Genomic DNA, 24,458 nt, shown 5'->3' with positions numbered 1-24,458 from the left:
GAAAAGGCATTCATGGAGCGATTCGATGGCAGACATTACTCTTCAGCGCGTTTACGATTTCCACGGTCCGGCACAACAACATTGCTATCTGACGGATCGTTTATGGCCGCGTGGTATCAGCAAAGAAAGATTGCAGGGCGTCGTCTGGCTCAAAGAGGTAGCACCGAAAACTGAGCTACGTCAGTGGTTTCATCATCACACCGATCAGTGGGATGCGTTCACCGCACGTTATCGTCAGCAGCTAGAAGTCAGTGAGCACTGGAAGGGATTACTGGAGATAGTGCAGCAAGGCCATTCGCTGACCCTGCTGTTTGGCAGCAAAGACGTACACCATAATCAGGCCGTCGTGCTGCGCGAGTTTCTACTGGAAAAACTGCATAAAAAGCTCAATTCTTAACCGCCGCGCTGGAAACTGCCGTCCGGCTGGCGCGTAAACGTCACCGTCACATTCTGATCCGTCGTCACCTGTAATGCGGTGACCACGCCCTGCGCATCACGCTGAATCTTCACCTGCTGACCCGTTTTGAGCGTGCTCAGCGGCTTGTCAGCACCTTCAACGCGCGCCATCGCGAACACATCATTCACGGCCATATTATTATCGCGGAACAGCTGAGCCAGCGTTTGCCCTGACTGAACCTGATAATTGCGCCAGGTGCCGGTGCTGTCGTTCACCTGCGGCTGTACCGGGTCCGGTTCAGCCATTTGCGTGGTCCGGCCCTGATCGTTACGCAAATCGGCCTGCATCGGAATGCTGGTCGGCTGCTGCGGTTGTGAAGGCGCGTAGGTATTTTCCGGCGTATAAGGCCAGAGCAGTGCCAGAAGGATCACCAGTACACTGATAATCATGCCACGGCGGTGCGCATAAGGCAGGGGCGACATCCAGTGGAAATCGTCGCTCATATGCCAGATTTTGCTGAGCAGCGTTTTGCTTTTCATCACCGCAGAAGAAGCGCGACCGGTTTGCCCGACGTTTTCTTCCTCTTCGTTTTCAGTTTGCGCTGTCGTGTCTTGCATCGGCCTTTTCATAATGGCAATCCAGGATCTCAACATGGGTTGATAAATACGGACGGCTTTCCTTCTCCTGGGCGGGATTCTGCCCATGACAACCTCTCTTTTTCACTGTCACAATTTCGACTGCCTGTTGCTGCCTAGTATAGCTGTTTAACTGCTTGATGCGGAAAGGGGCAAAGCATAAATATCACTCAAACGATGTGTTAAATAGCGGCAAATACGAAAAATTTATCGAAAAGTGGAAGGAACTGCGTCAGGCGTCAAGTTGCCTCACAGAGAATTTTACCCAAAAGCGTTGCGCTGCTATGCTGCGCGTTCGACATTTTTAAGAGCTAAGGAAAATTCATGACTACCCCTTCATTTGACAGCGTAGAAGCGCAGGCAAGTTACGGCATCGGCCTGCAGGTCGGTCAACAGTTGCAGGAATCAGGTTTGCAAGGCTTAGAGCCTGACGCACTGCTGGCAGGCTTACGTGACGCGCTGGAAGGGAATACGCCAGCCGTTCCTGTTGATGTGGTTCACCGCGCACTGCGTGAAGTCCACGAACGTGCTGATGCTGTTCGTCGTGAACGTCAGGAAGCCCTGGCTGTTCAGGGCCAGGAATTCCTGGCTGCAAATGCACAGCGCGAAGGCGTGAGCAGCACCGAATCTGGTCTGCAATTCTCTGTTATCACTCAGGGTGAAGGCACTATCCCGGGCCGTCAGGACCGCGTACGTGTTCATTACACCGGTAAACTGATCGACGGCACTGTGTTCGACAGCTCCGTACAACGTGGTGAGCCGGCTGAATTCCCGGTTAACGGCGTGATTGCTGGCTGGATTGAGGCACTGACTCTGATGCCAGTGGGTTCTAAATGGGAACTGTACATCCCTCATAACCTGGCTTATGGCGAACGTGGTGCGGGTGCTTCCATCCCTCCATACAGCGCGCTGGTCTTCGAAGTTGAGCTGTTAGAAATTCTGTAATTCCGCGCGGAAACCAGAAACCAAAAGGGCGCATTTGCGCCCTTTTTTCATCTTTGACTTTTAGGGCGTGTCACTTACGGATAGCGAAATTACTCGCCGCGTAATGCCCGCGGGAACAGCAGATTATTTTCCAGATGGATATGTTCCATCAGGTCGGTAATGAACTCATTAATCCCGGCATACAGCGCACGCCAGGTGACACAGGCGCCTTCCGGCGGCGTCACGTTATTGGTCAGTCGTTTGATCTCTTCCAGAATATCGCCCGCATCATCATGTTCACGTTCCATCACTGAAATCGGACCGGCGGCCTGACGTCCCATTCCGCTGCGGATCATCGGGAACAGGATCTGTTCTTCTTTCATCATATGTTGGGTCAGTTCGTCGAGGATTCGTTGCAGCTGGATCGCCAGACCGTGCGGGCAGGGCAGTTTGTCACCGTGAACGCGTTCGACTTTATCCGCCATCAGTACCAGTTCCGGCAACTCCTGACGGTGACGATCGTGATAACGCGGAATAATGAAATCGATGATCTCTGCCAGCGGCGCGGTTTTCCAGTCCGTCGAAGTGTCCGGTTGCTGTGCAATTTCAGCAAGTTGCTGTTCGATCGCATCAATATCCAGCTCTTTTTTGGTTACGGCGCGCAGAAGCGTTTGTTTGCCACCACAGCAGAAATCTAAATCATACTGACGAAAAAGACGGGTTGCGCGCGGAATGGCAACAGCCAGAGCGCCAAGAGGTTGGTCGCGATAGTCCATGATGAAGCCTCGTTAAATGAATTAATTTATAACATGCATTATAAATGCATCTTTAAGGCAAGGCTATAGCTCAAAAGAAGTACAGAAAGAAAAAACGCCCCCGGAGGAGCGTTGAGTGAAGGGCTATTTTTGCAAATCGACCTGATAAACCTCGAAGCCAATATCGTCCGTGCCTTTGGCGGTGACCGGATATTGCGCGTGAGATTTGATGAAGGCTGCGGCTTTGTCGCCCGGCGATGTCTCGAAGCGGATATCCAGCGGCTGCGGCGCTTTAATCGTTGCCAGCTTCCAGTTGTTGTCCGCCGTTGGCGTAACGGCACCGTGCTTTTTGGTTTCTGCGCCGATGTATGCAGCCACTACAGAACGGTTCTCATCCGGCGACGCGAAGGCAATATGTTTATCGCCGGTGCCCGCAAATTTTCCGCCGTAGGCACGGTAGTTGTTTGTAGCAACCAGGAATGTCGCTTTCAGATTGATAGGCTTACCGTTAAACGTCAGGTTTTTAATGCGCTCAGCATCTTTGTTGATGAGCGTACATTCGCCGTCATATTTCGCCGGCTGGCTGACATCAATCTGATAATTCACGCCATCGATCACGTCGAAGTTATAGGTACGGAATCCGTCCCAGTTGATCAGCGACTGCGGTTTAGTGCTGTTCACGTCAATCTGATTAAACTGACCCGCAGAGCATTCCAGCCAGTCTTTCAGTTCCTGACCGGTGACTTTCATCACCACCAGCGTATTCGGATACAGGTATAAATCTGCCGCATTACGGAAGGTCAGCTCACCTTTTTCCACTTCAACATAGCTGGCCGGATCGTTTTTACGCCCGCCCACTTTGAACGGTGCTGCAGCGGATAATACCGGCAGATTCGCTAAATCCGGATCACCCTGAATGAAATGCTCGGTATAGGCCTTCTGCGCATTATTGACGATTTGCACGGTCGGGTCATCCTGAACCAGGGCCAGATAGCTGTACATGTTGTCATTAGATTTGCCGATCGGCTTGCTGACAAATTCGCGTGTGGCATCGTGAGAATGCGCGAGGACTTTCACCAGCTCCTGATCTTCAGCGGCCAGCGATTTCTTCTGCACCTTATCATAAATCGGGCGCGCTTCGGCCTTCGCGGTTTCAACTTTCCAGCCGTTGCCGTCGTTATTTAAAACCATATCCACCACGCCCAGATGGTCGCCCCACATGCCCGGCATCACCGCAGGAATGCCATTCAGCGTCCCCTGTTTGATGTCAGCGCCTTTGATATTGGCAAACTCTTCGCTGGGGAAAACAGCATGCGCGTGACCGAACATAATGGCGTCTATGCCTTTCACCTGGCTCAGGTAATACACCGAGTTCTCGGCCATCGTTTTATACGGATCGCCCGACAGGCCGGAGTGCGGAATGGCGACAATGATGTCGGCGCCCTGTTTACGCATCTCCGGGATCCACTTTTTCGCGGTTTCGGTGATATCGGCGACCGTCACTTTGCCTTGCAAATTAGCCTTGTCCCAGACCATGATTTGCGGAGGTACGAAACCGATATAACCGATGCGCAGATTATGCGTTTTGCCGTCGCGGTCTTTGACTGCGTTATCGGTTATCAGGAAAGGTGTGAACAACGGCTTACCGGTTTTGTCGTCAATGACGTTGGCATTCACGTACGGGAATTTCGCCCCGGCCAGCGCTTTCTTCAGGTAATCCAGACCATAGTTGAACTCGTGATTCCCCAGGTTACCGACCGCGTAATCCAGCGTGTTCATGGCCAGATAAACGGGATGAACATCGCCCTGTTTCAGCCCTTTTGATGCCATGTAGTCGCCCAGCGGGCTGCCCTGAATGATGTCGCCATTATCGACTAACACAGAGTTGGTCACTTCGTTACGCGCCGCGTGGATCAGGCTGGCGGTGCGCACCAGCCCGAATTTGTCCGTCGGTTTATCTTTGTAGTAATCGAAGTCCATCATGTTGCTGTGCAGATCCGTGGTTTCCATGATGCGCAGATCTACCTGTGCCGCGCCCGCAGATGTTGCGACCAGCGTAGCCAACAGGGATAACGTCAGATGACGCTTATTCATTGCCTTGCCTCCAGAGAACGGGCGACGCCCGGAAAAGAAAAACCGGATATGTATCTCAAAATTTGCTGAGACTGTAACCAGTTGCCATAAATAAATGTGAGTTGTAACAACTTTATGACGTCTTTAAACCGTCATTACGCTGGCCCGGTAACATTACGGGATGGCTATTCACGGTAAAAAAAACTAGGCTTGAGAAATGAGAATCAAAGCATTGAGGTAAAAGATGTTAGAACAAATTTGTCAGTTAGCGCGCGAGGCGGGCGACGCCATTATGGCGGTCTATGACGGCGAGCAGCCGCTCGATGCGCGTCATAAAAAAGACGATTCCCCGGTCACGGCTGCCGATATTGCGGCGCATAACGTGATTAAGGCCGGTTTGCAAAAGCTGGATCCGCAAACGCCGATGTTGTCGGAAGAGGATCCGCAAAGCTGGAGCGAGCGTCAGACATGGACACGTTACTGGCTGGTCGATCCGCTGGATGGCACCAAAGAATTTCTGAAGCGTAACGGTGAATTCACTGTAAATATCGCGCTGATCGAAGACGGTGTTCCGGTGCTGGGCGTGGTGTATGTGCCGGTAACCCGAGTGATGTACAGCGCAGCCGAAGGCAAGGCGTGGAAGGAAGACCAGGGCGAGCGCCGGCAGATTCAGGTGCTCGAAGCGCATCCGCCGCTGGTGGTTGTGAGTCGCTCACATTTCAGTAATGACCCGGAATTGCAGGATTATCTGGCGCAGCTGGGCGAACATCAGACCGTGGCTATCGGCTCATCGCTGAAATTCTGTCTGGTGGCCGAAGGTTCTGCGCAGCTTTATCCACGCTTCGGGCCGACCAATATCTGGGATACTGGCGCCGGACACGCCGTGGCGCTGGCCGCCGGTGCGCAGGTGCATGACTGGAAAGGGCAGACGCTGACGTATACGCCGCGTGAGTCTTTCCTGAATCCGGGCTTCCGGGTTTCTCTCTTCTGATACAAAAACCCCGGTTTCACGCCGGGGTTTTCTTCATTACTCTTTCACCAGCTGATCTACCAGCGTAATCACCTGCTGCACTTCCTGCGACGTCAGTTGCCCGTCTTTGGCAAATTTGATCACGCCATTTTTATCCAGCACGACGACCGCCGAACTTTCCGGTTGCAGTTCCCATGCTTTTTTCACTGCTCCGTTGTTGTCGACAATCACCTGTGACCACGGGAATTCACGCTTGCCGCTTTCAATGCTTTTACGCACGAACAGGCCTGTGCCGATGATTGCGTCGTCAGTGTTAACGATAGTGGTGGTCTGGTAACGATCGTGCGGCAAATTTGCGGCGCGGATGGCGGTGATCAGCGGTTCATTGAGCGCTTTGGCGCTGCTTCTGCCCGCCATGTGCTGCACGATGCGGACTTTGCCCGGCAATTTCGCGCTGTTCCATTTGCTGTAGCTGAACTGGTCATTGACGTCACTAAGCTCGCCTTTATCGTCTACGCCGACAGGAGCCACGCGCTGGCCGACGGTAAAATTATGAGCGGAAGCAAAAAGCGAAAATGTCATAAAAGTGATCACAAAAAGACTTCTTAAAAGCATAGATTCTCCGGGGCGCAAATGAACAGTCCACTCCATCATAGGATCGCCCAAGTGGTCTGTCCTGTTGGGTTGTTAAATTTGTGTTGCAGGTTACAAAATTGCCACATAAAGCAGGGTTATACTGCCATTTAGCGTCAAGACTTAGGACAATACTGAAAAGCAATGTAAAAGCAGTTAAATACACTGGCAATACCTGACTGCCCTGCTATGTTATAGGTCTCTTCACTGCAATCGACCTTTTTCTGCCCCAGTATCTGTCGCCTTGCGACGTGGCTGGTGCATGCAGTGATTTAACGGAGAAAAGTAGAAAAATGAGAATCTTCCAGCGTTACAATCCGATGAAAGTCGCAAAGTACGTCAAGACACTGTTTCGTGGGCGTTTGTATATTAAAGACGTCGGCGCGTTCGAGTTTGACCAAGGCAAAATCTTGTTGCCAAAGGTCCGGGATAAGCGCCATTTCAGCGTGATGTCGGAAGTTAACCGCCAGGTGACGCACCTGCAGGCGGAAATGGGCTGACAGCCCTGCGCGTTGTCGCTGCCGCCTTTTGCGAGCAGCTTGCGCAAACAATAACGGCCCCTTTTGGGGCCGTTTGTCTTTCCGGAGAACAAAGAACGGATGACGTTACGCCTGTGCCTTCTTCTCGTCTTTAATTTCCTGCGGTGTTTTTGGCAGCAAAGGAGCAGCAGGCTGATCGATAATCCGGGTCACCAGCAGCTGATCAATTTTGTAGCTGTCGATATCCACGACTTCAAATTTATAACCAGCGAATTTCACGAAATCCGTACGCTTTGGAATTTTACGCAGCATGAACATCATGAAACCGCCAATGGTTTCATAGTTGCCGGACTGCGGGAATTCTTCGATATGCAGCACGCGCATGACATCTTCAATTGGCGTACCGCCTTCAATCAGCCATGAATGCTCGTCACGGGCCACAATCTGCTCTTCCATGCCCTGACCGACAAGGTCGCCCATCAGCGTCGTCATCACGTCATTGAGCGTGATAATACCCACGACCAGCGCGTATTCGTTGAGGATCACCGCGAAATCTTCGCCTGCCGCTTTGAAACTTTCCAGCGCTTCGGAAAGCGTCAGGGTATCCGGCACAATCAGCGCATTACGGATTTGCACGCCGCTGCTCAGCATCAGGCTCTGATTGCCCAGCACGCGGTTCAGTAAATCTTTGGAATCGACATAGCCGACGACCTGATCGATATGACCATCGCAAACCAGGAATTTGGAATGTGGATGCGTGGCGATTTTCTCTTTAATACTTTCTTCGCTTTCGCGAAGGTCAAAATAGATCACGCTTTCACGCGAGGTCATGGACGACGGAACGGTACGCGATTCGAGTTCAAACACGTTTTCAATCAACTCATGTTCCTGTTTACGCAGCACGCCAGCCAGTGCACCGGCTTCAAACACGGCATAAATGTCGTCTGTCGTAATATCGTCATTACGAACCATCGGCAGTTTGAACAAACGGAAAATCATGTTTGCCATGCCGTTAAAGAACCAGACCATCGGGCGGCAAATCATCAGACAGAAACGCATCGGGTTGACTATACGGACGGCAACCGACTCAGGTGAAATCATACCGATGCGCTTCGGCGTAAGGTCAGCAAACAGAATAAACAGGCTGGTGACCAGTGCGAATGAGCAGATGAAACTGATTTGATCCGCCAGTTCAGGCGACATAAAGCGAACAAAGAAAGTCTGGAAAGCGGGGGAGAACGCGGCATCACCGACGATACCACCGAGGATGGCGACGGCATTCAGGCCAATCTGAACCACCGTAAAGAACAGGCCAGGGGTTTCCTGTAATTTCATTACGCGTGCGGCATTGACGTCTCCTTCGTCTGCCAACTGTTTAAGTTTGATTTTGCGGGAAGCTGCCAGCGATATCTCTGACAGCGAGAAAAATGCACTGATCGCGATGAGTAAAAGAATCAGTAAAATACTGTTTAACATAATCTATCCGTTTAACACCGGGGTAAACCGGCAGGGAAAGGCTCTCATTATTTTTGTTGCTTAAAAGAACATCTTTTTAAATGAAGCCGTAAAAAGCAGTTCATAAGAAAAAAGCGTAAGGATGAAAAACAAAGATAATTGCCAGAAATAGTTTTAAAGGGCCACATTTGTGACCCGCATAGTATAGCAGCAGCACTGAGACTGCCGCCAGCGCTTAAAAATCCCGCATTATTGCGGCGGTAAACAGACACCGATGCCGCCTAATCCGCAATAGCCTTCCGGGTTTTTATACAGATATTGCTGATGATCGTCTTCTGCATAATAGAACGGCAGGGCTTCAGCAATTTCTGTGGTGATGGTGCGCTTATCGTTCGCTTCATCCATCGCCTGCTGGAAACTCGCCAGGCTGGCCAGCGCCTGATCCTGCTGGTCTGCGCTCAGAACATACAATGCAGAGCGATATTGTGTCCCGATATCGCCGCCCTGACGCATCCCCTGAGCCGGATCGTGATTCTCCCAGAAGATTTGCAGCAACTTCGCGTAGCTGATAACTGTCGGATCAAACACCACGCGGACGACTTCGGCGTGGCCAGTCTGGCCGGTACATACTTCGCGGTAAGTCGGGTTCCGTGTGAAACCGCCGCTGTAACCGGAGGCTGTACTGTAAACCCCATTCTGCTGCCAGAATAAACGCTCAACGCCCCAGAAGCAGCCCATCGCAAAGATGGCGACTTCCATATTATCAGGCACATGCGTCATTGAATGGCCGTTTACTGCGTGAATCGTTGCAACCGGCATCGGGGTTGTACGGCCAGGTAACGCATCCTCATGACTGACGGGTTGCGCTTTATCGGAAAGTTGCACCACGGAAAACTCCAGTTGTTGCTTTAATGAACAAGGTTTGTAACTAAAGGTCTTAGTGAATATCAGTGACCAACAGGCCACTCTTAGTTGTATCTGATTGCGTCTTTGCACACAATACGGGGAACGTTGCTTCGTCGTTGAACATTTTCAGGGTATTAGCACTAAAATGCTGTCATCTGACTTTGGAAAGATGAATCTGCCAGAAACGAACAGATACGCCCCGGCGGGTAACGAATTTTTTAACAGGACAGCAAAATTAGCAGGAGTGCGTGTGCCACGATATCGTGAACTGGGTTTGTTATGTGTACTGCTGGCCCCCTCACTCTCCATGGCAGCGAAAGTGCGTTTGCAGCTGGAAGGCCTGGATGGCGATTTGGAAAGGAACGTTCGCGTTCGCTTATCTTCAATTCAAAGTGATGAAGTCGGGGCTAACGGGCGGTTTCGCGCGCGTGTCAGCGCCGCCATTGAGCAGGGGTTGCGGCCATTAGGCTATTATTCGCCAACAATCGATTTCGATTACCGCGAAACCCCTCCGCCGGGCCGCCCGGTATTGATTGCCAAAGTGACGCCGGGTACGCCGGTAAAAATCGCTGGCACGAATGTCGTTATTGAAGGTCAGGCGGCCAAAGATGATGAGTTTGAGAAACTGAAGAAAGAGCAGGTTCCTGCGGTAGGCACCATTCTGAACCACGGCACCTACGACAGTTTTAAAAGTTCTCTGACCGGCGAGGCCGTGCGCAAAGGGTACTTCGATGCCAATATGCGCAAAAGCCAGCTGGGCGTGATTGAAGATGAACACAAAGCGTTCTGGGATATCCAGTTCGACAGCGGTGACCGCTATCGCTTTGGCGGCGTTCATTATCAGGGCTCGCAAATCCGCGATGAATATTTGCAAAATCTGGTGCCATTTAAGCCGGGTGATTATTACACGTCTGCGCAACTGGCTGAGCTTAACCGCCGCCTGTCCGCCACGGGATGGTTTAACTCGGTCGTTGTGTCACCAGATTTTACTGATGCCAAAGCCACAAAAACGCTGCCGCTGAATGCGCTGGTGTCACCGCGTACCGAAAATACGATCGAAACCGGTGTCGGTTTTTCCACGGATATCGGTCCGCGTCTGACGGCTAACTGGAAAAAACCGTGGGTTAACGATCGCGGTCAGAGCTTTGAAACTTCCACGACGCTCTCCGGCCCTGAACAATCGCTGGATCTCAGCTATAAAATTCCGCTGCTGAAATCGCCGCTCGAACAGTATTACCTGGTTCAGGGCGGCTTCAAACGTGAAGACCTGAACGACACCAACTCCGATTCCACCACGGTGAATCTGGCCCGTTACTGGGATTTGTCCAGCGGCTGGCAGCACGCTGTTAACCTGCGCTGGAGCCTCGACCACTTTACCCAAGGCAGCGTCACTAACACGACGATGCTGATTTATCCGGGCGTGAGCCTGAACCGTACGCGTCAGCGCGGCGGACTGATGCCGACCTGGGGCGATTCCCAGCGTTATTCTCTGGATGTCTCGGATACGACCTGGGGCTCGGACGTCGATTTCGCCGTGATTCAGGCGCAGAACGTCTGGATCCGCACGCTGGCTGAAAAACATCGTTTCGTATTCCGCGGCAATCTGGGCTGGATTGAAACCAATGACTTCGAGCGCGTGCCGCCGTCCCTGCGATTCTTTGCCGGTGGTGACCGCAGCATTCGTGGTTACAAATACAAATCCATTTCCCCGCGCGATGATGACGGCAAACTGACGGGCGCCTCGTATCTGGGCACCGGTTCGGTGGAATATCAGTACAACGTGACCGGAAAATGGTGGGGTGCGGTGTTTGTAGATTCCGGCGAAGCGGTGAACGACATCACGCAAAATGATTTTAAAACCGGTGCGGGCGTAGGCGTGCGCTGGGCTTCACCGATCGGCCCGGTGAAATTAGACGTTGCCGCCCCCGTTGGCGACAAAGATGAGCATGGATTGCAGTTTTACATCGGTTTAGGTCCGGAATTATGAGTGTATTTAAGAAAATCTGCCTGGGTTTCCTGATCTTCCTGCTGCTGATCATCAGTCTGGTGGCGTTTTTAGTCGGTACGCAAACCGGTCTGCATCTGATGATCAATGGCGCGAACCGCTTCGTGCCGGGGCTGAATATCGCCAGCACCGAAGGCGGATGGCGCGATCTGACCCTTAAAGGTGTGCATTACGAAATGCCGGGCGTTGACGTGAAAGCGGGAGAATTCCATCTTTCGCTCGATTTTTCGTGCCTGAAAAACAGCGCGCTGTGCGTTAACGCGCTCCGCGTGAAGGACGTCAATGTGGTGGTGAACACCAAAGAAATGACGCCGGCGGCGGAGCAACCTCAGCCAGAAAACAGCGAGCCGCTGACCAATCTCAGCACGCCGTATCCGATTACGCTGCGCGTGCTGACGCTGGATAATATCAACGTGACGCTCGATGACCGCGCGATTTCTCTGGCGTCATTCCGCACCGGCGCGCACTGGGAAGGGCGGGCGATTCAGCTGATGCCAACGCATATCGGCGGGTTGCTGATTGCCTTGCCGAAAACGCCGGTCAATCCGTTACCGGAAGTTGTTCAGGCGGCGCAGGACAAAGCGGTCGAAAAGGCTACCGGAAAACCGGCAGAACCGGCCGTTATGGTGCCTGAAAAACCACTGGGTGAGACTTTACAGGAGCTGTTTGCCAAACCGCTGCTGCCTGAATTACCGGAATTCCGTCTGCCGGTCGATCTCGATATTCAGCAAATTCTCGGTGAAAACCTGCGTCTGACCGGTGACACCGATGTGCTCATCACCCGTTTCGAACTGAAAGCCAGTACGCAAAATCAGATCGTTAAGCTCGATAAATTGCAGGTGCGTTCGCCACAGGGTTCGCTGGACGGCATCGGGCAGGCAACGCTGAATCAAAACTGGCCGGTGGATATGACGGTTAATACTGCCGTGAATCTCGATCCGCTCAAAGGTGAGAAGATCAAACTTAAAATTGCCGGGGATCTGCGCGACAAGCTTGATGTGGGGCTGAACCTTTCCGGCCCGGTGCGTGCCCAACTGGCGTTGCAGACTCAGCTGGCGGAAACCGGACTGCCGCTGGATCTGAAACTCAGCAGCGATGCATTGCAGTGGCCGCTGACCGGCACGCCGCAGTATCAGGTGAAAGGCTTCAAACTGAATTTCAGCGGTAAAGCGACGGATTATGCGCTTTCGCTGCGTTCTGATTTCAAAGGCGATCAGATCCCGCCCGCCACGCTGACCGTTGACGGTAAAGGGAACGTGGAGCAATTCAAACTGACGTTGCTGCGCCTGGCGGCGCTGGAAGGCAATACAGACCTGACCGGCGTGGTCGACTGGAGCAAAGCAATAAGCTGGAACAGCGAACTGAAACTGACGGGGATTAACACCGCCAGACAGTGGCCGGACTGGCCTGCGAAGTTGCAGGGTAAAATTACCACGCGCGGCAGCCTGTATGGCGGCACGTGGCAGATGCAGGTTCCGGTGCTGGATGTGACCGGTAACGTCAAACAAAACGCGGTCAAAGCGCAGGGCAACGTACGCGGAAACAGCTACGGGCAGTGGGATATTCCACAGCTGCACCTTGAGCTGGGGCGCAATAATCTGGACGTGAAAGGCAAGCTCAGCGACACCTGGAATCTGGATGCTAAAGTGGATGCGCCGCATCTTGATGGCGCATTGCCGGGGCTGGGCGGCGTGGTGAAAGGGATGCTGCAACTGCGCGGTGATCTGAAAGCGCCGAAGTTGCTGGCCGATCTGACTGCCACCGGCCTGAAATGGCAGGCGCTGACGGTGCGTCGCGTGGCTGTGAAGGGCGACGTCAGTTCCACCGATCAGATTCAGGGCAATCTTGCTGTGCGCGTCCAGCAACTTAAGCAGGATGCGTTGGATATTTCAGATATCAATCTGGAAGCCAAAGGCAATGAAAAGCAGCATCAGCTGACGCTGAAAGTGGAGGGCAAACCGGTCTCGGGGCGCCTGGCGCTGACCGGCAGTTTTGACCGCGCAACCGAAGAATGGAAAGGCACTATCAACAATACGTCGTTTGATACGCCGGTCGGGCAGTGGCGTCTCAACCGTTCTATCGCGCTGGATTATTTCAATAAAGAGCAGCGGATCACCGTCGGGCCACACTGCTGGCAAAATCCGAATGCAGATCTGTGCGTACCGAAAACCATTGATGCCGGTGCCAGCGGGCAGGCCAGCGTGGTGCTGAACCGCTTTGATCTGGCGATGATCAAACCTTTCCTCACTGACGATACGCAGCTGAGCGGGACATTCAGCGGCAAAGCCGACGTGAGCTGGAAAGCCGAAGGCGGTCTGCCGCAGGCCAGCATTTCGCTGGTGGGTAAAGGCGTGAAAGTACAGCAACTGGTGCAGGGGAATCCGCTGCCGGTCGCGTTCGATACGCTGAATCTGAACGCCGGGCTGAACAATGGTCGGGCAAATCTCGACTGGCTGATCAAAATTACCCACAACGGCCAGCTCGACGGCAATATCCAGATCGCCGATCCGCAAGGGAAACGTAATCTCAGCGGGAACGTGAATATCGCCCGTGTTTCTATGGCATTGCTGCAACCCGCACTGATGGATGGTGAGAAAGCCTCCGGCATCCTGAATGCGAATCTGCGGTTGGGCGGTGATGCGCAAAAACCGCAGGTCTTCGGCAAACTGGCGCTGACAGGCGTCGATTTCGACGGGCAATTTATGCCGTTTGATATCACGGATGCCAATATCAACATCAACTTCAACGGCATGTCGTCGATTATGGAAGGCGTCATCAAAACCGCTCAGGGTCAGCTGGAGCTGAACGGTAACGCCGACTGGAGCGAAATCAACGCCTGGCGCGCCCGTATTGCCGCGCGCGGGAATAAAGTCCGCGTTTCGGTGCCGCCGATGGTGCGGCTGGATGTTTCGCCGGACCTGGTGTTTGATGCCACGCCGCAATTGTTCTCCCTCAACGGCACCGTCGATATTCCTTGGGCGCGCATTACCGTGCAGGAACTGCCGGAAAGCGCTGTGGGCATTTCGTCGGATGAAGTGATGCTTAACGATCAGCGTCAGCCGATCGCACCCGTTTCGGCTTCGATTCCGATCAATAGCAACCTGATGGTCAATATCGGCCCGGATGTGCGTCTGGACGCGTTTGGTCTGAAAGCCCGTCTGGAAGGTGCGCTGAAAGTGGCTCAGGACAGCCGCGGGTTGGGTCTGAACGGACAAATTAATATTCCGTCCGGGCGTTTCCATGCGTACGGTCAGGACTTAATTGTGCGCAAAGGTCAGCTGTTATTCTCCGGTCCGGCGGACCAGCCACTGCTGAATCTGGAAGCCATCCGTAACCCTGAAGCGACAGAAAATGACGTTGTAGCCGGTTTACGCGTTACCGGCGAGGCAGATGCACCTAAACTTGAAATATTCTCAGATCCGGCGATGTCGCAGCAGGAAGCCTTGTCCTACCTGCTTCGCGGGCAAGGATTAGACAATTCTGGCGGTGACAGCGGTGCTATGACCTCAGCTCTTATCGGGTTAGGGGTTGCGCAAAGTGGTAAACTTGTGGGTAAAATCGGCGAGGCATTTGGCGTCAGCAATCTGGCGCTGGATACTCAAGGCGTGGGAGACAGTTCTCAGGTCGTGGTCAGTGGCTATGTTTTACCGGGTTTACAGGTGAAATATGGTGTCGGGATATTTGACTCGCTGGCAACCCTGACATTGCGCTATCGGTTGATGCCGAAGCTTTATCTGCAGGCGGTATCGGGCATTGATCAGGCATTGGATTTGCTCTATCAGTTTGAGTTTTAATTCATGTGACTTTTACTATACGAATATAAACATGCGAATAATTGTTTACGGTAGTCTGCGACGCAAGCAAGGCAACAGTCATTGGATGACGAATGCTCAATGGTTGGGTGACCATGAGCTGGAAGGGTATGCGCTTTATAATCTGGGGCACTATCCGGCAGTCATTCCAGGGGACGGGAAGGTCTATTGCGAAGTTTACCGCATTAACTCGTCAATCATGGCTGAGTTGGATGAGCTGAAAAGCAATACGAAAGATTACCGTCGCGAGCTGATCTCGACGCCTTACGGCAGTGCCTGGATTTACCTCTACATTCGCTCACTGGATGGTGTGCCGAGAATTGAGGGTGGCGACTGGGTGAAGCGTAACGAACCGGTCAGCGAGTAATCTGAGCAAGGTCGTCAGAAATAGTCGTTGCTAGCCAACGCGTTATACATAAAAAAACACCGCCCAGTGGACGGTGTTTTTTTTCGTGTCGCAGAAAACAATTACTTGTTTTTAGCGCGCTCGAAGGAGCTCACGATTTCAGCTTTTGCAGCAGCGGCATCAGCCCAACCTTCAACTTTCACCCATTTGCCTTTTTCCAGCGCTTTGTATTGCTCGAAGAAGTGAGTGATCTGGCCGCGCAGCAGCTCTGGCAGGTCGTTTACATCTTCGATGTGATCGTATTCTTTGCTCAGTTTGGTGTGCGGAACCGCAACAACTTTCGCATCTTCACCAGATTCGTCAGTCATTTTCAGAACGCCAACAGGACGGCAGCGGATCACAGAACCTGGTTGCAGCGGGTATGGCGTTGGAACCAGTACGTCAACCGGGTCGCCGTCCAGAGACAGGGTATGGTTGATGTAACCGTAGTTCGCTGGGTAGAACATTGCGGTAGACATGAAACGGTCTACGAACAGTGCACCCGTGTCTTTATCAACTTCGTATTTGATAGGATCCGCGTTTGCCGGGATTTCGATAACAACGTAGATATCTTCTGGCAGTTCTTTGCCTGCCGGCACGTTCAGTAAGCTCATTGTTGGTTTCCTTCATTGAACCAGGAATAGAGTGCCGCACATTATAGCCAACTCTCCCGTGATTTCCCGCCCTTTTCGTCGTATCGCCTTTGCCAATTTTCCGGCATGACCTGCTGCTGAGGATTGGCAAAATCTTCAGAATCGGCAGTAAACATTACGCATGTACCTCTTTACCGTGTAACTGGCTGTTTTTGCTTTTCTTATCAAGAGATTCAGTGGATTGCCGATAACAATATTCATACAAAAAATCAGGCAAACCTGATCCCTACCTCATTCGCAGTTTCTCCTTTTCACCTGAATAGCTGGATAACACCGTATGTTGAATAAGTTGAGCGTAAAAGCCGGTCTGATTGGCTTACTGGTCGTGATGACGTTGATTTTGTTGCTGGTTAGTGTCCTTGGCGCCAATGCCATCCGGCAAAGTGCCACTTCACTACAGAAAATTAACCAGCTTCAGGGAGATGAACTGGGATCGCTGGCAGACAGCTACAGTTTCTCGCTGCGCACGCGTGTTGCCAGTGGTGTTGCGGTGCGTCAGCTTGAAATTGGCATGATGGACGACGCCAAATCCACCACCGACCGGATTGCCGGTTACATCAAACAGGCTGATGCAGATCTGGCGAAATTCAACAGCATTCAGGATGACACCGAGCGGGGCCGTGAATTATCGGCGGCGGTCAGTAAAAGCTACGAAGCTTATAAGGCTAACGGCCTGGTGCCACTTCTGGCCGCACTTCAGGCGCAAAGCGCCGACGGTTATTACGACGTACTGGAAAATAAAATCACGCCGTACAGCAATGCTTACGACAAAGCGCTGGCAGATTTCCGGGCGTACGCCACCGATAATACGGCCCGGAGAATCGAACAGGCACGTACTAATGCCCGCATTCAGGTGACCGTGATTGTGATCGGTTTTCTTATCGCACTGGCGATTGCGCTGATCGCCTGGTTTGCTCTGCAAAAAATTATTATGCATCCGCTGAATTTCTCTATAGCGCAGCTCGAATTCATTGCCAAAGGCGATCTGACGCATGAAATCGATGATTCACGTAATAATGAAATGGGACGCCTGCTCAAGGCCATGAAACAAATGCAGGATTCGCTGGTGCTCTCAGTCGGGCGCGTCCGCGATGCCGGGAATCAGATTGATGTAGGCTCCCGCGAACTGGCCGCCGGTAACGTTCATCTGGCGCAACGTACATCTGGCGCAACGTACGGAAGAATCCGCCGCTTCTCTGGAAGAAACCGCCGCCAGTATGGAACAGCTGACATCAACGGTGCGCATGAACGCGGCGAATTCCGAGCAGGCTAATCAGCTGGCGCAAAGCGTCTCCGTCATTGCCGATAAGGGCAGCGAAGTTGTCCATCAGGTGATGGATAAAATGCAGGGGATTACCGACAGTTCGAAACGTATCGGTGACATTATCAGCGTGATTGACGGCATTGCATTCCAGACCAACATCCTGGCGCTGAACGCCGCAGTGGAAGCCGCCCGCGCCGGTGAGCAGGGGCGCGGTTTCGCGGTGGTGGCCGGTGAAGTTCGCAGTCTGGCGCAGCGCAGTGCGCAATCCGCCCGTGAAATCAAAGAGCTGATCGGAGATTCAGAAAGCCGCGTGTCCGAAGGTTCGGCGATGGTGAAATCTGCGGCGGATACGATGGTTGAGATTTCCAGTGAAGTAACGCGGGTGACCAGCCTGATGCGCGAAATTTCCATCGCAACTACTGAACAGACGCACGGCATCGAACAGGTGAATGTGGCGATTACGCAGATGGATCAGGTTGCGCAGCAGAACGCGGCATTGGTCGAGCAGGCCACGGCGGCCACGCGTTCTCTGGAAGAGCAGGCGCAACTGCTGGCGGAAAGCATGGCGGTGTTTAAGCTAAACCGCGCTGAGCATTACTAATACGTTGAATGTGACGGTGAAGACAATAAAAAGGTGGCTTTAAAAGCCACCTTTTTTGCGTTTGAGAAACGCTAAGTTACAGAGGTATCACGTTCATTCTTAGATGATTTTTGAGTCGGGTACTGGTTTATTCATCGGGGAATTCAGCGATAAAGCGTTCTGCATCTTCAACCATTGAGCTGTTACCGACGAAGAACGGTGCGCGTTCGTGCAGTTTTTGCGGAATGATATCCAGAATGCGGTTTTTACCGTCACTGGCTTTACCACCAGCTTGTTCGGCCAGGAATGCCATCGGGTTGCATTCATACAACAAACGCAATTTTCCGTTCGGATGGCTGGCTGTGCTCGGATAAATATAGATGCCACCTTTCAGCAAGTTGCGGTGGAAATCTGCAACCAGTGAACCGATATAACGTGAGGTGTAAGGGCGTTGCGTCGCTTCATCCTGCTCCTGGCAATACTTGATGTATTTTTTAACGCCGAGAGGGAATTTGATGTAGTTGCCTTCATTAATGGAGTACATGTTGCCCTTTGCAGGGAAACGGACTTTTTCGTGAGAGAGGCAGAATACACCGAGTGAAGGATCATAAGTAAAGGCATGAACGCCTGCGCCGGTGGTGTAAACCAGCATGGTGGAAGAGCCGTAAACCACGTAACCTGCGGCAACCTGACGGTTCCCCGGTTGCAGGAAGTCTGCTTCCGTTACGGGCTGGCCAAGCGGAGAAGTCCGGCGGTAGATCGAGAAGATGGTTCCGACTGAAACGTTCACGTCGATGTTTGAAGAGCCGTCTAACGGATCCATCAAAATAACGTATTTCGCATTTTCAGCACGTTCGCCATCGAAAATGACAATTTCATCTTCTTCTTCAGACGCGATACCGGCAATTTCTCCACGTGCTTTCATCGCCGCTTTCAATTTTTCATTTGCGTACAGATCGAGTTTCATCTGTACTTCACCCTGCACATTTTCTGCACCGCTGGTGCCGAGAATGTCAACCAGACCCGCTTTGTTGATATCGCGGTGAATGATTTTAGCGCCGAGTTTTATTGCTGACAGCAAGGCGGTGAGCTCACCGGTTGCATGAGGAAAGTCTTGCTGTTTTTCAACAATAAATTCGCCTAACGTTTTCATAACACGTTCCCTGAATCTAGGATGGATAACGGTTCGTTAATAAAACCTTCACAAGAGCATGGGCAGTTTAGCCCAAATATATGGACGAATCATAGGCAAATCCATTTCTTCTGGGCGATTCTGAGCGGTAGAATAGCAGCTGACTTAAAGGCATTAATGGAAAATATATGCGCATTCATATTCTTGGGATTTGCGGCACGTTTATGGGCGGGCTGGCGATGCTGGCACGTGCACAAGGGCATCAGGTAACCGGTTCGGACGACAACGTTTATCCACCGATGAGTACGCTGTTGGAAAAACAAGGGATCGCGCTGATCCAGGGTTACGATCCGGCTCAGTTAGATCCTCAACCGGATCTGGTAATTATCGGCAACGCGATGACGCGCGGAAACCCGTGTGTCGAAGCCGTGCTCGAACTGGGGATCCCGTATGTCTCCGGCCCGCAGTGGCTGCACGATCATGTTCTGCCGGAGCGCTGGGTTATTGCTGTCGCGGGTACGCACGGCAAAACCACAACGGCGGGAATGGTTACGTGGATCCTTGAAGCCTGCGGCTACGAGCCGGGTTACGTCATTGGCGGCGTGCCGGGCAACTTCGAGGTTTCTGCTCGTCTTGGAAACAGCCCGTTTATGGTTCTGGAAGCGGACGAATATGACTGCGCGTTCTTTGATAAGCGCTCCAAATTCGTTCACTACAGCCCGCGGACGTTGATCCTGAACAATCTCGAATTCGATCACGCGGATATTTTCGATGATCTGAAAGCGATCCAGAAACAGTTCCACCACCTTGTTCGTCTGGTGCCGGGTAAAGGTAAAATTATCCTTCCTGAGCATGACACGCCGCTGAAACAAGTGATGGCGATGGGCTGCTGGAGCGAACAGGAATTTGCCGGTGAAGCAGAAAATTGCGCCTGGGATGCAAAAAAACGGACACCAGATGCCAGCGCTTTCGAGGTTTATCTTCATGGCGAAGTGGTCGGTCAGGTGAACTGGAATCTGGTGGGCGAACACAATATGCATAATGCGCTGATGGCGATTGCGGCTGCGCGTCATGTTGGTGTGAAACCTGAAGATGCCTGCAAGGCGCTGGGTGATTTTATCAATGCCCGTCGCCGTCTTGAACTGCGTGGCGTTGAAAATGGCGTGAGCGTGTATGACGATTTTGCGCATCACCCGACGGCCATTCTGGCAACGCTTTCTGCATTGCGCAGCAAAGTGGGCGGGACGGCACGTATTCTGGCTGTTCTCGAACCGCGTTCAAATACCATGAAAATGGGCATGAGCAAAAATGAGCTGGCGCCTTCTCTCGGTCGCGCCGATGAAGTGTTCCTGCTTCAGCCGCAGCATATTCCATGGCAGGTTGCTGAAGTGGCAGAGCGCTGCATCCAGCCTGCGCACTGGAGTGCGGACGTCGATTCACTGGTCGATATGGTGATCAAGGCTTCACAGCCGGGCGATCATATTCTGGTGATGAGTAATGGCGGTTTTGGTGGCATTCACGGGAAGTTATTGACAGCGCTGGCTGCCAAAGCGGAAGCCGCTCAGTAACAGTTAGTTATACCCGCAGCGTATAAACTGAAAGCACAGCGATGGCTGTGCTTTTTTTTGCCTGGGATTTGGCTATGCGGCGATTTGCAGACAAAAAAAGGCCCTCAAAAAGTTTGAGGGCCAAAGGGTGTCGTCGGACAGGACGACGAGGGTTACGTTAGCAAGAGAGCGGCAGTGGCAGTGTCTTCTCTCTTCACAGCCTCAACAGCGCATTAATTTTCGCTGGTATGTGGCTGTTGAAACCCGGTAACGCTAATTCAAATACTCAGGCAGTGGTTTTGTATCAGGGACTGACTCAGAAATCTTATTGATAGATTTCTGCGGTTGCGTGATAAGCACCGTCGTTATGTGCTTCGATCACACGATAAGATTTTGCGCCCTTGCTGTCGGCTTTATCGGACAGCTCCTGGCGAATGTCTGTCGGGACGCCATTGACGCCGCTGACGCTGATAGTGCCCATAGGCTGAAGATTCTCTGCCTGCTGATTAGAAACCAGTTGTGCGGCAGACGCGCCGAAAGAAACAGTAGACAGCAGGCTAAGAGCGGCAATAGTGGTCATGATTTTCATGATAATTTCCTAATTTCATAGACGTTGATGTTAAAAAATGAGAGAGCAACGCCGGTTGAGATTTGGATTCATCAGTTCTGGAATATCGGAGTCCGGCAACGCGAAAAGCGTGGAGGAACATTGATGATGGCAGAGACAAATCCGTCTTGATGCGCTTTGCGCGGGCCTGAATCATTCAGGCCCCTTCGCTTCATTTACCCAGGTTTATTGGTAAATTTCTGCGGTAGCGTGGTAGTTACCTTCTTCACGCACTTCGATAACACGAAATGCTTTAGCCCCTTTGGCATCCGCTTTATCAGACAATGCCTGACGGATATCAGAAGGTGCACCGGCAACGCCGCTTACGCTGATCATCCCGTGTGACTGAAGATGAGCGGCCTGATCCTGAGAAACAGGTTGTGCTGCAAAAGCACCGAATGACAGAGCAGATAGAATGCTTAATGTTGCAATTTTAGTTTTAACGTTCATGATTTTGACCTCGTCGATTTTATTATGTTTTCAACAACTGGTGTTTCACACCACGGAAATGAGTATACATCTAGTCACTCGGAATATTAATAGTTTGCTAATAGTTATTTTGGTGGTTATGTGTGGGCTATTTGAATTTTTAATAACAAAAAGGAATAAAAATTGCTTGAAAATCGATCTTTTGGTGTTAATTTTTCGTAAAATCAACGGATTGAGTGAATTTGACTATTTGTGCTTAATTTTGCAGTCAATCACACCATGGAAATGTTTATGTGACGGGAAAGTGCTTCGTGTGAACAGAATTAACAGGGATAACGACGTGAGGCGTGTATTTTAAAACGACGATATAACGTTAGAGAAGGGTAACTGATAGTTGGATAAGGCAAGGAAGGCCGAGGCCAGAAATTATTTTCTTCTGACCTCAGGCACAGAACTGAAGCAGGAAACAGCGCAATATATCGCCGTATCAGAGTTCCTGTTCAAACAAACTGAGGATTGCGTCGTGAAGTTGTCTGACGCTGAAACCCCGTGCGGGCGTGGTAAAAATTGTGTCATCGCCGGCAATGGTGCCCAGTATCCCTTCGGATTTGCCCAGAGAATCAAGCAGGCGCGCGATCAGCTGTGCCGCGCCCGGACTGGTGCGGATAACGACGACGGCGTCGTTATGGTCAATATCTAAGACCAAATTCTTCAGTGGGCTGGTCGTTGTCGGCACGCCGATTTCGGCAGGCAGGCAATAAACCATCTCCATTTTTGCGTTGCGGGTCCGCACCGCGCCGAATTTTGTCAGCATCCGTGAGACTTTTGACTGATTGATATTATCGAAACCGTCTTCCTGAAGTGCGACGACAATTTCGCCCTGAGAGCTGAATTTCTCTTCCTTCAACAGTGCTTTGAAGGCTTTGATCAAATCTTCCTGTTTAGCAGGATTACGCATTTTGCACCCTGGTCTCTGTATCATCGTTTTGTTGATTATGCAGATATTTGAATTTTTATGCAACACGCGGTCGGCACGTAACATCAGAATTGTGCACTCAGACGGGTATGACAGCGGCGAAGTATACATCTGGACGTCATGAATATGCCGAAATAGTGCATCGCGGGGAATGATTCGCCGGATTGCTGTTAATCAGATGATCTCGATTCAGCTCTCACATTGAATTGAATTTAACCATTTTTTAACCTGGCGGGTTTTGTGGTGCTACTTTTAAGGTGTAGCTTTCCGATAAAAAGTCATAAAAGACCGGAAAAATGGCGCTAAGCGGTGTTTTTTTACTTTCTTAACGACCAAGCTCAGTTTCCCAGCAGTTGAGCGATTGTTTTTAGCTGTATAAGTGATTAAGGTCACACCCAAAATAATTCCACGACACTTATAAGTTAGTGATAAAAAAGGAGTATAGGATGAAAGTTGCAGTTCTAGGTGCTGCGGGCGGTATCGGTCAGGCCCTCGCGCTTCTGCTCAAGACCCAGCTACCTTCCGGTTCCGAACTGTCATTATACGATATCGCACCTGTTACTCCGGGTGTCGCCGTCGATCTGAGCCATATCCCTACTGCAGTAAAAATTAAAGGCTTCTGTGGCGAAGACGCAACGCCAGCGCTTGAAGGCGCGGATATCGTTTTGATCTCTGCCGGTGTGGCGCGCAAACCGGGTATGGATCGTTCCGACCTCTTTAATGTTAACGCCGGTATTGTGCGTAATCTGATTCAGCAGGTTGCGAAAACCTGTCCGCACGCATTAATCGGTATTATCACCAACCCGGTCAATACCACGGTTGCTATTGCTGCCGAAGTTTTGAAAAATGCAGGTGTGTACGACAAAAACAAACTGTTCGGCGTCACCACGCTCGATGCAATCCGCTCGAACACATTCGTGGCTGAACTTAAAGGTAAGCAGCCTGAGGAAATTGACGTGCCCGTGATTGGCGGACACTCTGGGGTGACAATTCTTCCTTTATTGTCTCAGGTGCCCGGTGTGGCATTTAGCGATAGTGAAATCGCTGCGCTGACCAAGCGTATTCAGAATGCAGGAACCGAAGTGGTCGAAGCTAAAGCGGGTGGCGGTTCTGCTACTTTGTCTATGGGGCAGGCGGCAGCACGCTTCGGGCTTTCACTGGTTCGTGCCCTGCAAGGTGAAAGTAACGTTGTTGAATGCGCCTATGTAGAAGGAAAGGGCGATTATGCCCGTTTCTTCGCACAGCCTGTTCTGTTGGGTAAAAAGGGCATCACTGAGCTCATTGATATTGGCAAGCTCAGCGCTTTCGAACAGCAATCACTGGATTCGATGCTGGATATCCTGCGTAAAGATATCGAATTGGGAGAACAGTTTATCAATCACTGATAAGCCTCAAGTGAAGCCGCCGGTATCTCCGGCGGCATTCTCTATTGGCATCATTTATGCTCATTGGGAATGCGGCACCGGCGTTCGATGATCTGAAACGTGGTGGCATCAAAGTAACGGCTTGGCCAGATAATTGACGGGTGAACGCCCAGCGCCCCGGCGATGAGCAATTCTCCTTTTGGCCAGGGCCGGGAGAGTGCATTAGAAAGGGTTGAAGAGCTCAATCCGGCGGATCGTGACACCGCTGCGAGTGTCGTCCCTTTCTTTCTCAGGGCTGCGATAATATCAGCCTGATGCCAGTCATCATTCCTTGTCATCATGGTATTTTCCTTATTTTTAAATCGCTTTTATAAGACTTTCTTTGAAAACATATATTCAATGATTGCTTAGAACCTATCCCAAAAGGAATTGTCAGTTAATAAGTAATGGCAATTTTTGAGGGAAGTATGGCAGGCA

General features: G+C 51.6%; 21 protein-coding genes and 1 pseudogene. 10 read left to right on the top strand and 12 right to left on the bottom strand.

Annotation, left to right across the window (positions count from 1 at the left end; translation table 11 throughout):
• Positions 1 to 25 precede the first annotated feature (25 nt).
• A complete protein-coding gene (locus J8X26_RS11415) occupies positions 26 to 397 on the top strand; it encodes a DUF488 domain-containing protein (RefSeq protein WP_208950941.1) in 372 nt (123 codons plus the stop codon).
• Here J8X26_RS11415 and J8X26_RS11410 read toward each other — a convergent pair.
• Positions 394 to 1,101 (bottom strand): OapA family protein, encoded by a 708-nt coding sequence (locus J8X26_RS11410; RefSeq protein ID WP_208950940.1) that lies wholly within the window; start codon positions 1,099 to 1,101, stop codon positions 394 to 396. The genes J8X26_RS11415 and J8X26_RS11410 overlap by 4 nt on opposite strands.
• 255 nt (positions 1,102 to 1,356) lie before the next feature.
• Here J8X26_RS11410 and fklB point away from each other — a divergent pair, with 255 nt between their 5' ends.
• Positions 1,357 to 1,977 (top strand): FKBP-type peptidyl-prolyl cis-trans isomerase, encoded by a 621-nt coding sequence (gene fklB, locus J8X26_RS11405; RefSeq protein WP_095923686.1) that lies wholly within the window; start codon positions 1,357 to 1,359, stop codon positions 1,975 to 1,977.
• Positions 1,978 to 2,066: 89 nt separating this feature from the next.
• Here fklB and ytfE read toward each other — a convergent pair whose 3' ends face one another.
• Together ytfE and J8X26_RS11395 are read right to left on the bottom strand one after the other, a co-directional pair.
• Entirely contained in the window at positions 2,067 to 2,732 is a 666-nt protein-coding gene (ytfE, locus tag J8X26_RS11400) for an iron-sulfur cluster repair protein YtfE (protein WP_208950939.1), read from the bottom strand.
• A 123-nt stretch (positions 2,733 to 2,855) separates the two neighbouring features.
• Positions 2,856 to 4,805: a bifunctional 2',3'-cyclic-nucleotide 2'-phosphodiesterase/3'-nucleotidase gene (locus tag J8X26_RS11395; protein ID WP_208950938.1), complete on the bottom strand. Its 1,950-nt coding sequence runs from the start codon at positions 4,803 to 4,805 to the stop codon at positions 2,856 to 2,858.
• 223 nt (positions 4,806 to 5,028) lie between these two features.
• Between J8X26_RS11395 and cysQ the strand changes: the two genes are divergently transcribed.
• A complete protein-coding gene (cysQ, locus tag J8X26_RS11390; RefSeq protein ID WP_152325312.1) occupies positions 5,029 to 5,775 on the top strand; it encodes a 3'(2'),5'-bisphosphate nucleotidase CysQ in 747 nt (248 codons plus the stop codon).
• Positions 5,776 to 5,811: 36 nt separating this feature from the next.
• On the opposite strand, the gene J8X26_RS11385 is transcribed toward cysQ, so the two are convergent.
• Positions 5,812 to 6,369 (bottom strand): YtfJ family protein, encoded by a 558-nt coding sequence (locus tag J8X26_RS11385; protein ID WP_208950937.1) that lies wholly within the window; start codon positions 6,367 to 6,369, stop codon positions 5,812 to 5,814.
• Positions 6,370 to 6,680: 311 nt separating this feature from the next.
• On the opposite strand from J8X26_RS11385, the gene J8X26_RS11380 reads away from it, so the two are divergent.
• Positions 6,681 to 6,887, top strand: coding sequence for a DUF1107 domain-containing protein (locus tag J8X26_RS11380; protein ID WP_013573785.1), 207 nt, complete (start codon positions 6,681 to 6,683; stop codon positions 6,885 to 6,887).
• Between the two features lie 105 nt (positions 6,888 to 6,992).
• On the opposite strand, the gene J8X26_RS11375 is transcribed toward J8X26_RS11380, so the two are convergent.
• The gene (locus J8X26_RS11375; protein ID WP_152325310.1) at positions 6,993 to 8,342 is read right to left on the bottom strand and encodes a hemolysin family protein; all 1,350 of its coding nucleotides are present in this window, start codon (positions 8,340 to 8,342) and stop codon (positions 6,993 to 6,995) included.
• A 228-nt stretch (positions 8,343 to 8,570) separates the two neighbouring features.
• Complete coding sequence (gene msrA, locus J8X26_RS11370; RefSeq protein WP_208950936.1) at positions 8,571 to 9,209, bottom strand: peptide-methionine (S)-S-oxide reductase MsrA; 639 nt, start codon at positions 9,207 to 9,209, stop codon at positions 8,571 to 8,573.
• A 325-nt stretch (positions 9,210 to 9,534) separates the two neighbouring features.
• Here msrA and J8X26_RS11365 point away from each other — a divergent pair, with 325 nt between their 5' ends.
• Genes J8X26_RS11365 through J8X26_RS11355 form a run of 3 tightly spaced genes read left to right on the top strand, consistent with a single transcriptional unit; the run spans position 9,535 to position 15,411 of the window.
• Complete coding sequence (locus tag J8X26_RS11365; RefSeq protein WP_229893307.1) at positions 9,535 to 11,214, top strand: autotransporter assembly complex family protein; 1,680 nt, start codon at positions 9,535 to 9,537, stop codon at positions 11,212 to 11,214.
• Entirely contained in the window at positions 11,211 to 15,026 is a 3,816-nt protein-coding gene (locus J8X26_RS11360) for a translocation/assembly module TamB domain-containing protein (protein WP_208950935.1), read from the top strand. Before J8X26_RS11365 ends, J8X26_RS11360 begins: the two co-directional genes overlap by 4 nt.
• A gap of 31 nt (positions 15,027 to 15,057) precedes the next feature.
• Complete coding sequence (locus J8X26_RS11355; protein ID WP_104923512.1) at positions 15,058 to 15,411, top strand: gamma-glutamylcyclotransferase; 354 nt, start codon at positions 15,058 to 15,060, stop codon at positions 15,409 to 15,411.
• A 101-nt stretch (positions 15,412 to 15,512) separates the two neighbouring features.
• On the opposite strand, the gene ppa is transcribed toward J8X26_RS11355, so the two are convergent.
• On the bottom strand, positions 15,513 to 16,043 hold the full coding sequence (gene ppa / locus J8X26_RS11350) for an inorganic diphosphatase (RefSeq protein WP_208950934.1): 531 nt from the start codon (positions 16,041 to 16,043) through the stop codon (positions 15,513 to 15,515).
• A gap of 316 nt (positions 16,044 to 16,359) precedes the next feature.
• Here ppa and J8X26_RS11345 point away from each other — a divergent pair.
• A pseudogene (locus tag J8X26_RS11345) lies at positions 16,360 to 17,947 on the top strand (methyl-accepting chemotaxis protein).
• Positions 17,948 to 18,074: 127 nt separating this feature from the next.
• Here the strand turns inward: J8X26_RS11345 and fbp are convergent.
• The gene (gene fbp / locus J8X26_RS11340) at positions 18,075 to 19,079 is read right to left on the bottom strand and encodes a class 1 fructose-bisphosphatase (protein WP_152325305.1); all 1,005 of its coding nucleotides are present in this window, start codon (positions 19,077 to 19,079) and stop codon (positions 18,075 to 18,077) included.
• A 167-nt stretch (positions 19,080 to 19,246) separates the two neighbouring features.
• On the opposite strand from fbp, the gene mpl reads away from it, so the two are divergent.
• Positions 19,247 to 20,626 (top strand): UDP-N-acetylmuramate:L-alanyl-gamma-D-glutamyl-meso-diaminopimelate ligase, encoded by a 1,380-nt coding sequence (mpl, locus tag J8X26_RS11335; RefSeq protein ID WP_208950933.1) that lies wholly within the window; start codon positions 19,247 to 19,249, stop codon positions 20,624 to 20,626.
• 304 nt (positions 20,627 to 20,930) lie between these two features.
• Here mpl and yhcN (J8X26_RS11330) read toward each other — a convergent pair whose 3' ends face one another.
• The 3 genes from yhcN (J8X26_RS11330) to argR form a co-directional block, all read right to left on the bottom strand.
• Positions 20,931 to 21,194 carry a peroxide/acid stress response protein YhcN gene (yhcN, locus tag J8X26_RS11330; protein WP_208950932.1) on the bottom strand — a complete coding sequence of 88 codons (264 nt, stop codon included), beginning with the start codon at positions 21,192 to 21,194 and terminating at the stop codon, positions 20,931 to 20,933.
• Between the two features lie 204 nt (positions 21,195 to 21,398).
• Positions 21,399 to 21,662 (bottom strand): peroxide/acid stress response protein YhcN, encoded by a 264-nt coding sequence (gene yhcN, locus J8X26_RS11325; RefSeq protein ID WP_152325302.1) that lies wholly within the window; start codon positions 21,660 to 21,662, stop codon positions 21,399 to 21,401.
• A 466-nt stretch (positions 21,663 to 22,128) separates the two neighbouring features.
• Complete coding sequence (gene argR, locus J8X26_RS11320) at positions 22,129 to 22,599, bottom strand: transcriptional regulator ArgR (protein ID WP_152325301.1); 471 nt, start codon at positions 22,597 to 22,599, stop codon at positions 22,129 to 22,131.
• A 464-nt stretch (positions 22,600 to 23,063) separates the two neighbouring features.
• Between argR and mdh the strand changes: the two genes are divergently transcribed.
• Positions 23,064 to 24,002, top strand: a complete 939-nt coding sequence (gene mdh / locus J8X26_RS11315; protein WP_208950931.1) for a malate dehydrogenase — start codon at positions 23,064 to 23,066, stop codon at positions 24,000 to 24,002.
• 50 nt (positions 24,003 to 24,052) lie between these two features.
• Here mdh and J8X26_RS11310 read toward each other — a convergent pair whose 3' ends face one another.
• Complete coding sequence (locus J8X26_RS11310; protein ID WP_152325299.1) at positions 24,053 to 24,322, bottom strand: helix-turn-helix transcriptional regulator; 270 nt, start codon at positions 24,320 to 24,322, stop codon at positions 24,053 to 24,055.
• Positions 24,323 to 24,458: the final 136 nt, after the last annotated feature.

The sequence above is a fragment of the Rahnella sp. ChDrAdgB13 genome (assembly GCF_017655185.1).
Lineage (GTDB): Bacteria > Pseudomonadota > Gammaproteobacteria > Enterobacterales > Enterobacteriaceae > Rahnella > Rahnella contaminans.
This window is presented reverse-complemented; position numbering and strand designations above follow the sequence as displayed.

What these genes read in the sequence shown, in the direction of transcription:
- J8X26_RS11375 (WP_152325310.1), bottom strand. Translation starts at nt 8,342, where the DNA reads ATGTTAAACAGTATTTTACTGATTCTTTTACTCATCGCGATCAGTGCA.
- ytfE (WP_208950939.1), bottom strand. Translation starts at nt 2,732, where the DNA reads ATGGACTATCGCGACCAACCTCTTGGCGCTCTGGCTGTTGCCATTCCG.
- fklB (WP_095923686.1), top strand. Translation starts at nt 1,357, where the DNA reads ATGACTACCCCTTCATTTGACAGCGTAGAAGCGCAGGCAAGTTACGGC.
- J8X26_RS11310 (WP_152325299.1), bottom strand. Translation starts at nt 24,322, where the DNA reads ATGATGACAAGGAATGATGACTGGCATCAGGCTGATATTATCGCAGCC.
- mdh (WP_208950931.1), top strand. Translation starts at nt 23,064, where the DNA reads ATGAAAGTTGCAGTTCTAGGTGCTGCGGGCGGTATCGGTCAGGCCCTC.
- argR (WP_152325301.1), bottom strand. Translation starts at nt 22,599, where the DNA reads ATGCGTAATCCTGCTAAACAGGAAGATTTGATCAAAGCCTTCAAAGCA.
- J8X26_RS11360 (WP_208950935.1), top strand. Translation starts at nt 11,211, where the DNA reads ATGAGTGTATTTAAGAAAATCTGCCTGGGTTTCCTGATCTTCCTGCTG.
- J8X26_RS11415 (WP_208950941.1), top strand. Translation starts at nt 26, where the DNA reads ATGGCAGACATTACTCTTCAGCGCGTTTACGATTTCCACGGTCCGGCA.
- J8X26_RS11365 (WP_229893307.1), top strand. Translation starts at nt 9,535, where the DNA reads ATGGCAGCGAAAGTGCGTTTGCAGCTGGAAGGCCTGGATGGCGATTTG.
- cysQ (WP_152325312.1), top strand. Translation starts at nt 5,029, where the DNA reads ATGTTAGAACAAATTTGTCAGTTAGCGCGCGAGGCGGGCGACGCCATT.
- mpl (WP_208950933.1), top strand. Translation starts at nt 19,247, where the DNA reads ATGCGCATTCATATTCTTGGGATTTGCGGCACGTTTATGGGCGGGCTG.
- J8X26_RS11410 (WP_208950940.1), bottom strand. Translation starts at nt 1,101, where the DNA reads ATGGGCAGAATCCCGCCCAGGAGAAGGAAAGCCGTCCGTATTTATCAA.
- fbp (WP_152325305.1), bottom strand. Translation starts at nt 19,079, where the DNA reads ATGAAAACGTTAGGCGAATTTATTGTTGAAAAACAGCAAGACTTTCCT.
- J8X26_RS11395 (WP_208950938.1), bottom strand. Translation starts at nt 4,805, where the DNA reads ATGAATAAGCGTCATCTGACGTTATCCCTGTTGGCTACGCTGGTCGCA.
- yhcN (WP_208950932.1), bottom strand. Translation starts at nt 21,194, where the DNA reads ATGAAAATCATGACCACTATTGCCGCTCTTAGCCTGCTGTCTACTGTT.
- yhcN (WP_152325302.1), bottom strand. Translation starts at nt 21,662, where the DNA reads ATGAACGTTAAAACTAAAATTGCAACATTAAGCATTCTATCTGCTCTG.
- J8X26_RS11355 (WP_104923512.1), top strand. Translation starts at nt 15,058, where the DNA reads ATGCGAATAATTGTTTACGGTAGTCTGCGACGCAAGCAAGGCAACAGT.
- J8X26_RS11380 (WP_013573785.1), top strand. Translation starts at nt 6,681, where the DNA reads ATGAGAATCTTCCAGCGTTACAATCCGATGAAAGTCGCAAAGTACGTC.
- J8X26_RS11385 (WP_208950937.1), bottom strand. Translation starts at nt 6,369, where the DNA reads ATGCTTTTAAGAAGTCTTTTTGTGATCACTTTTATGACATTTTCGCTT.
- ppa (WP_208950934.1), bottom strand. Translation starts at nt 16,043, where the DNA reads ATGAGCTTACTGAACGTGCCGGCAGGCAAAGAACTGCCAGAAGATATC.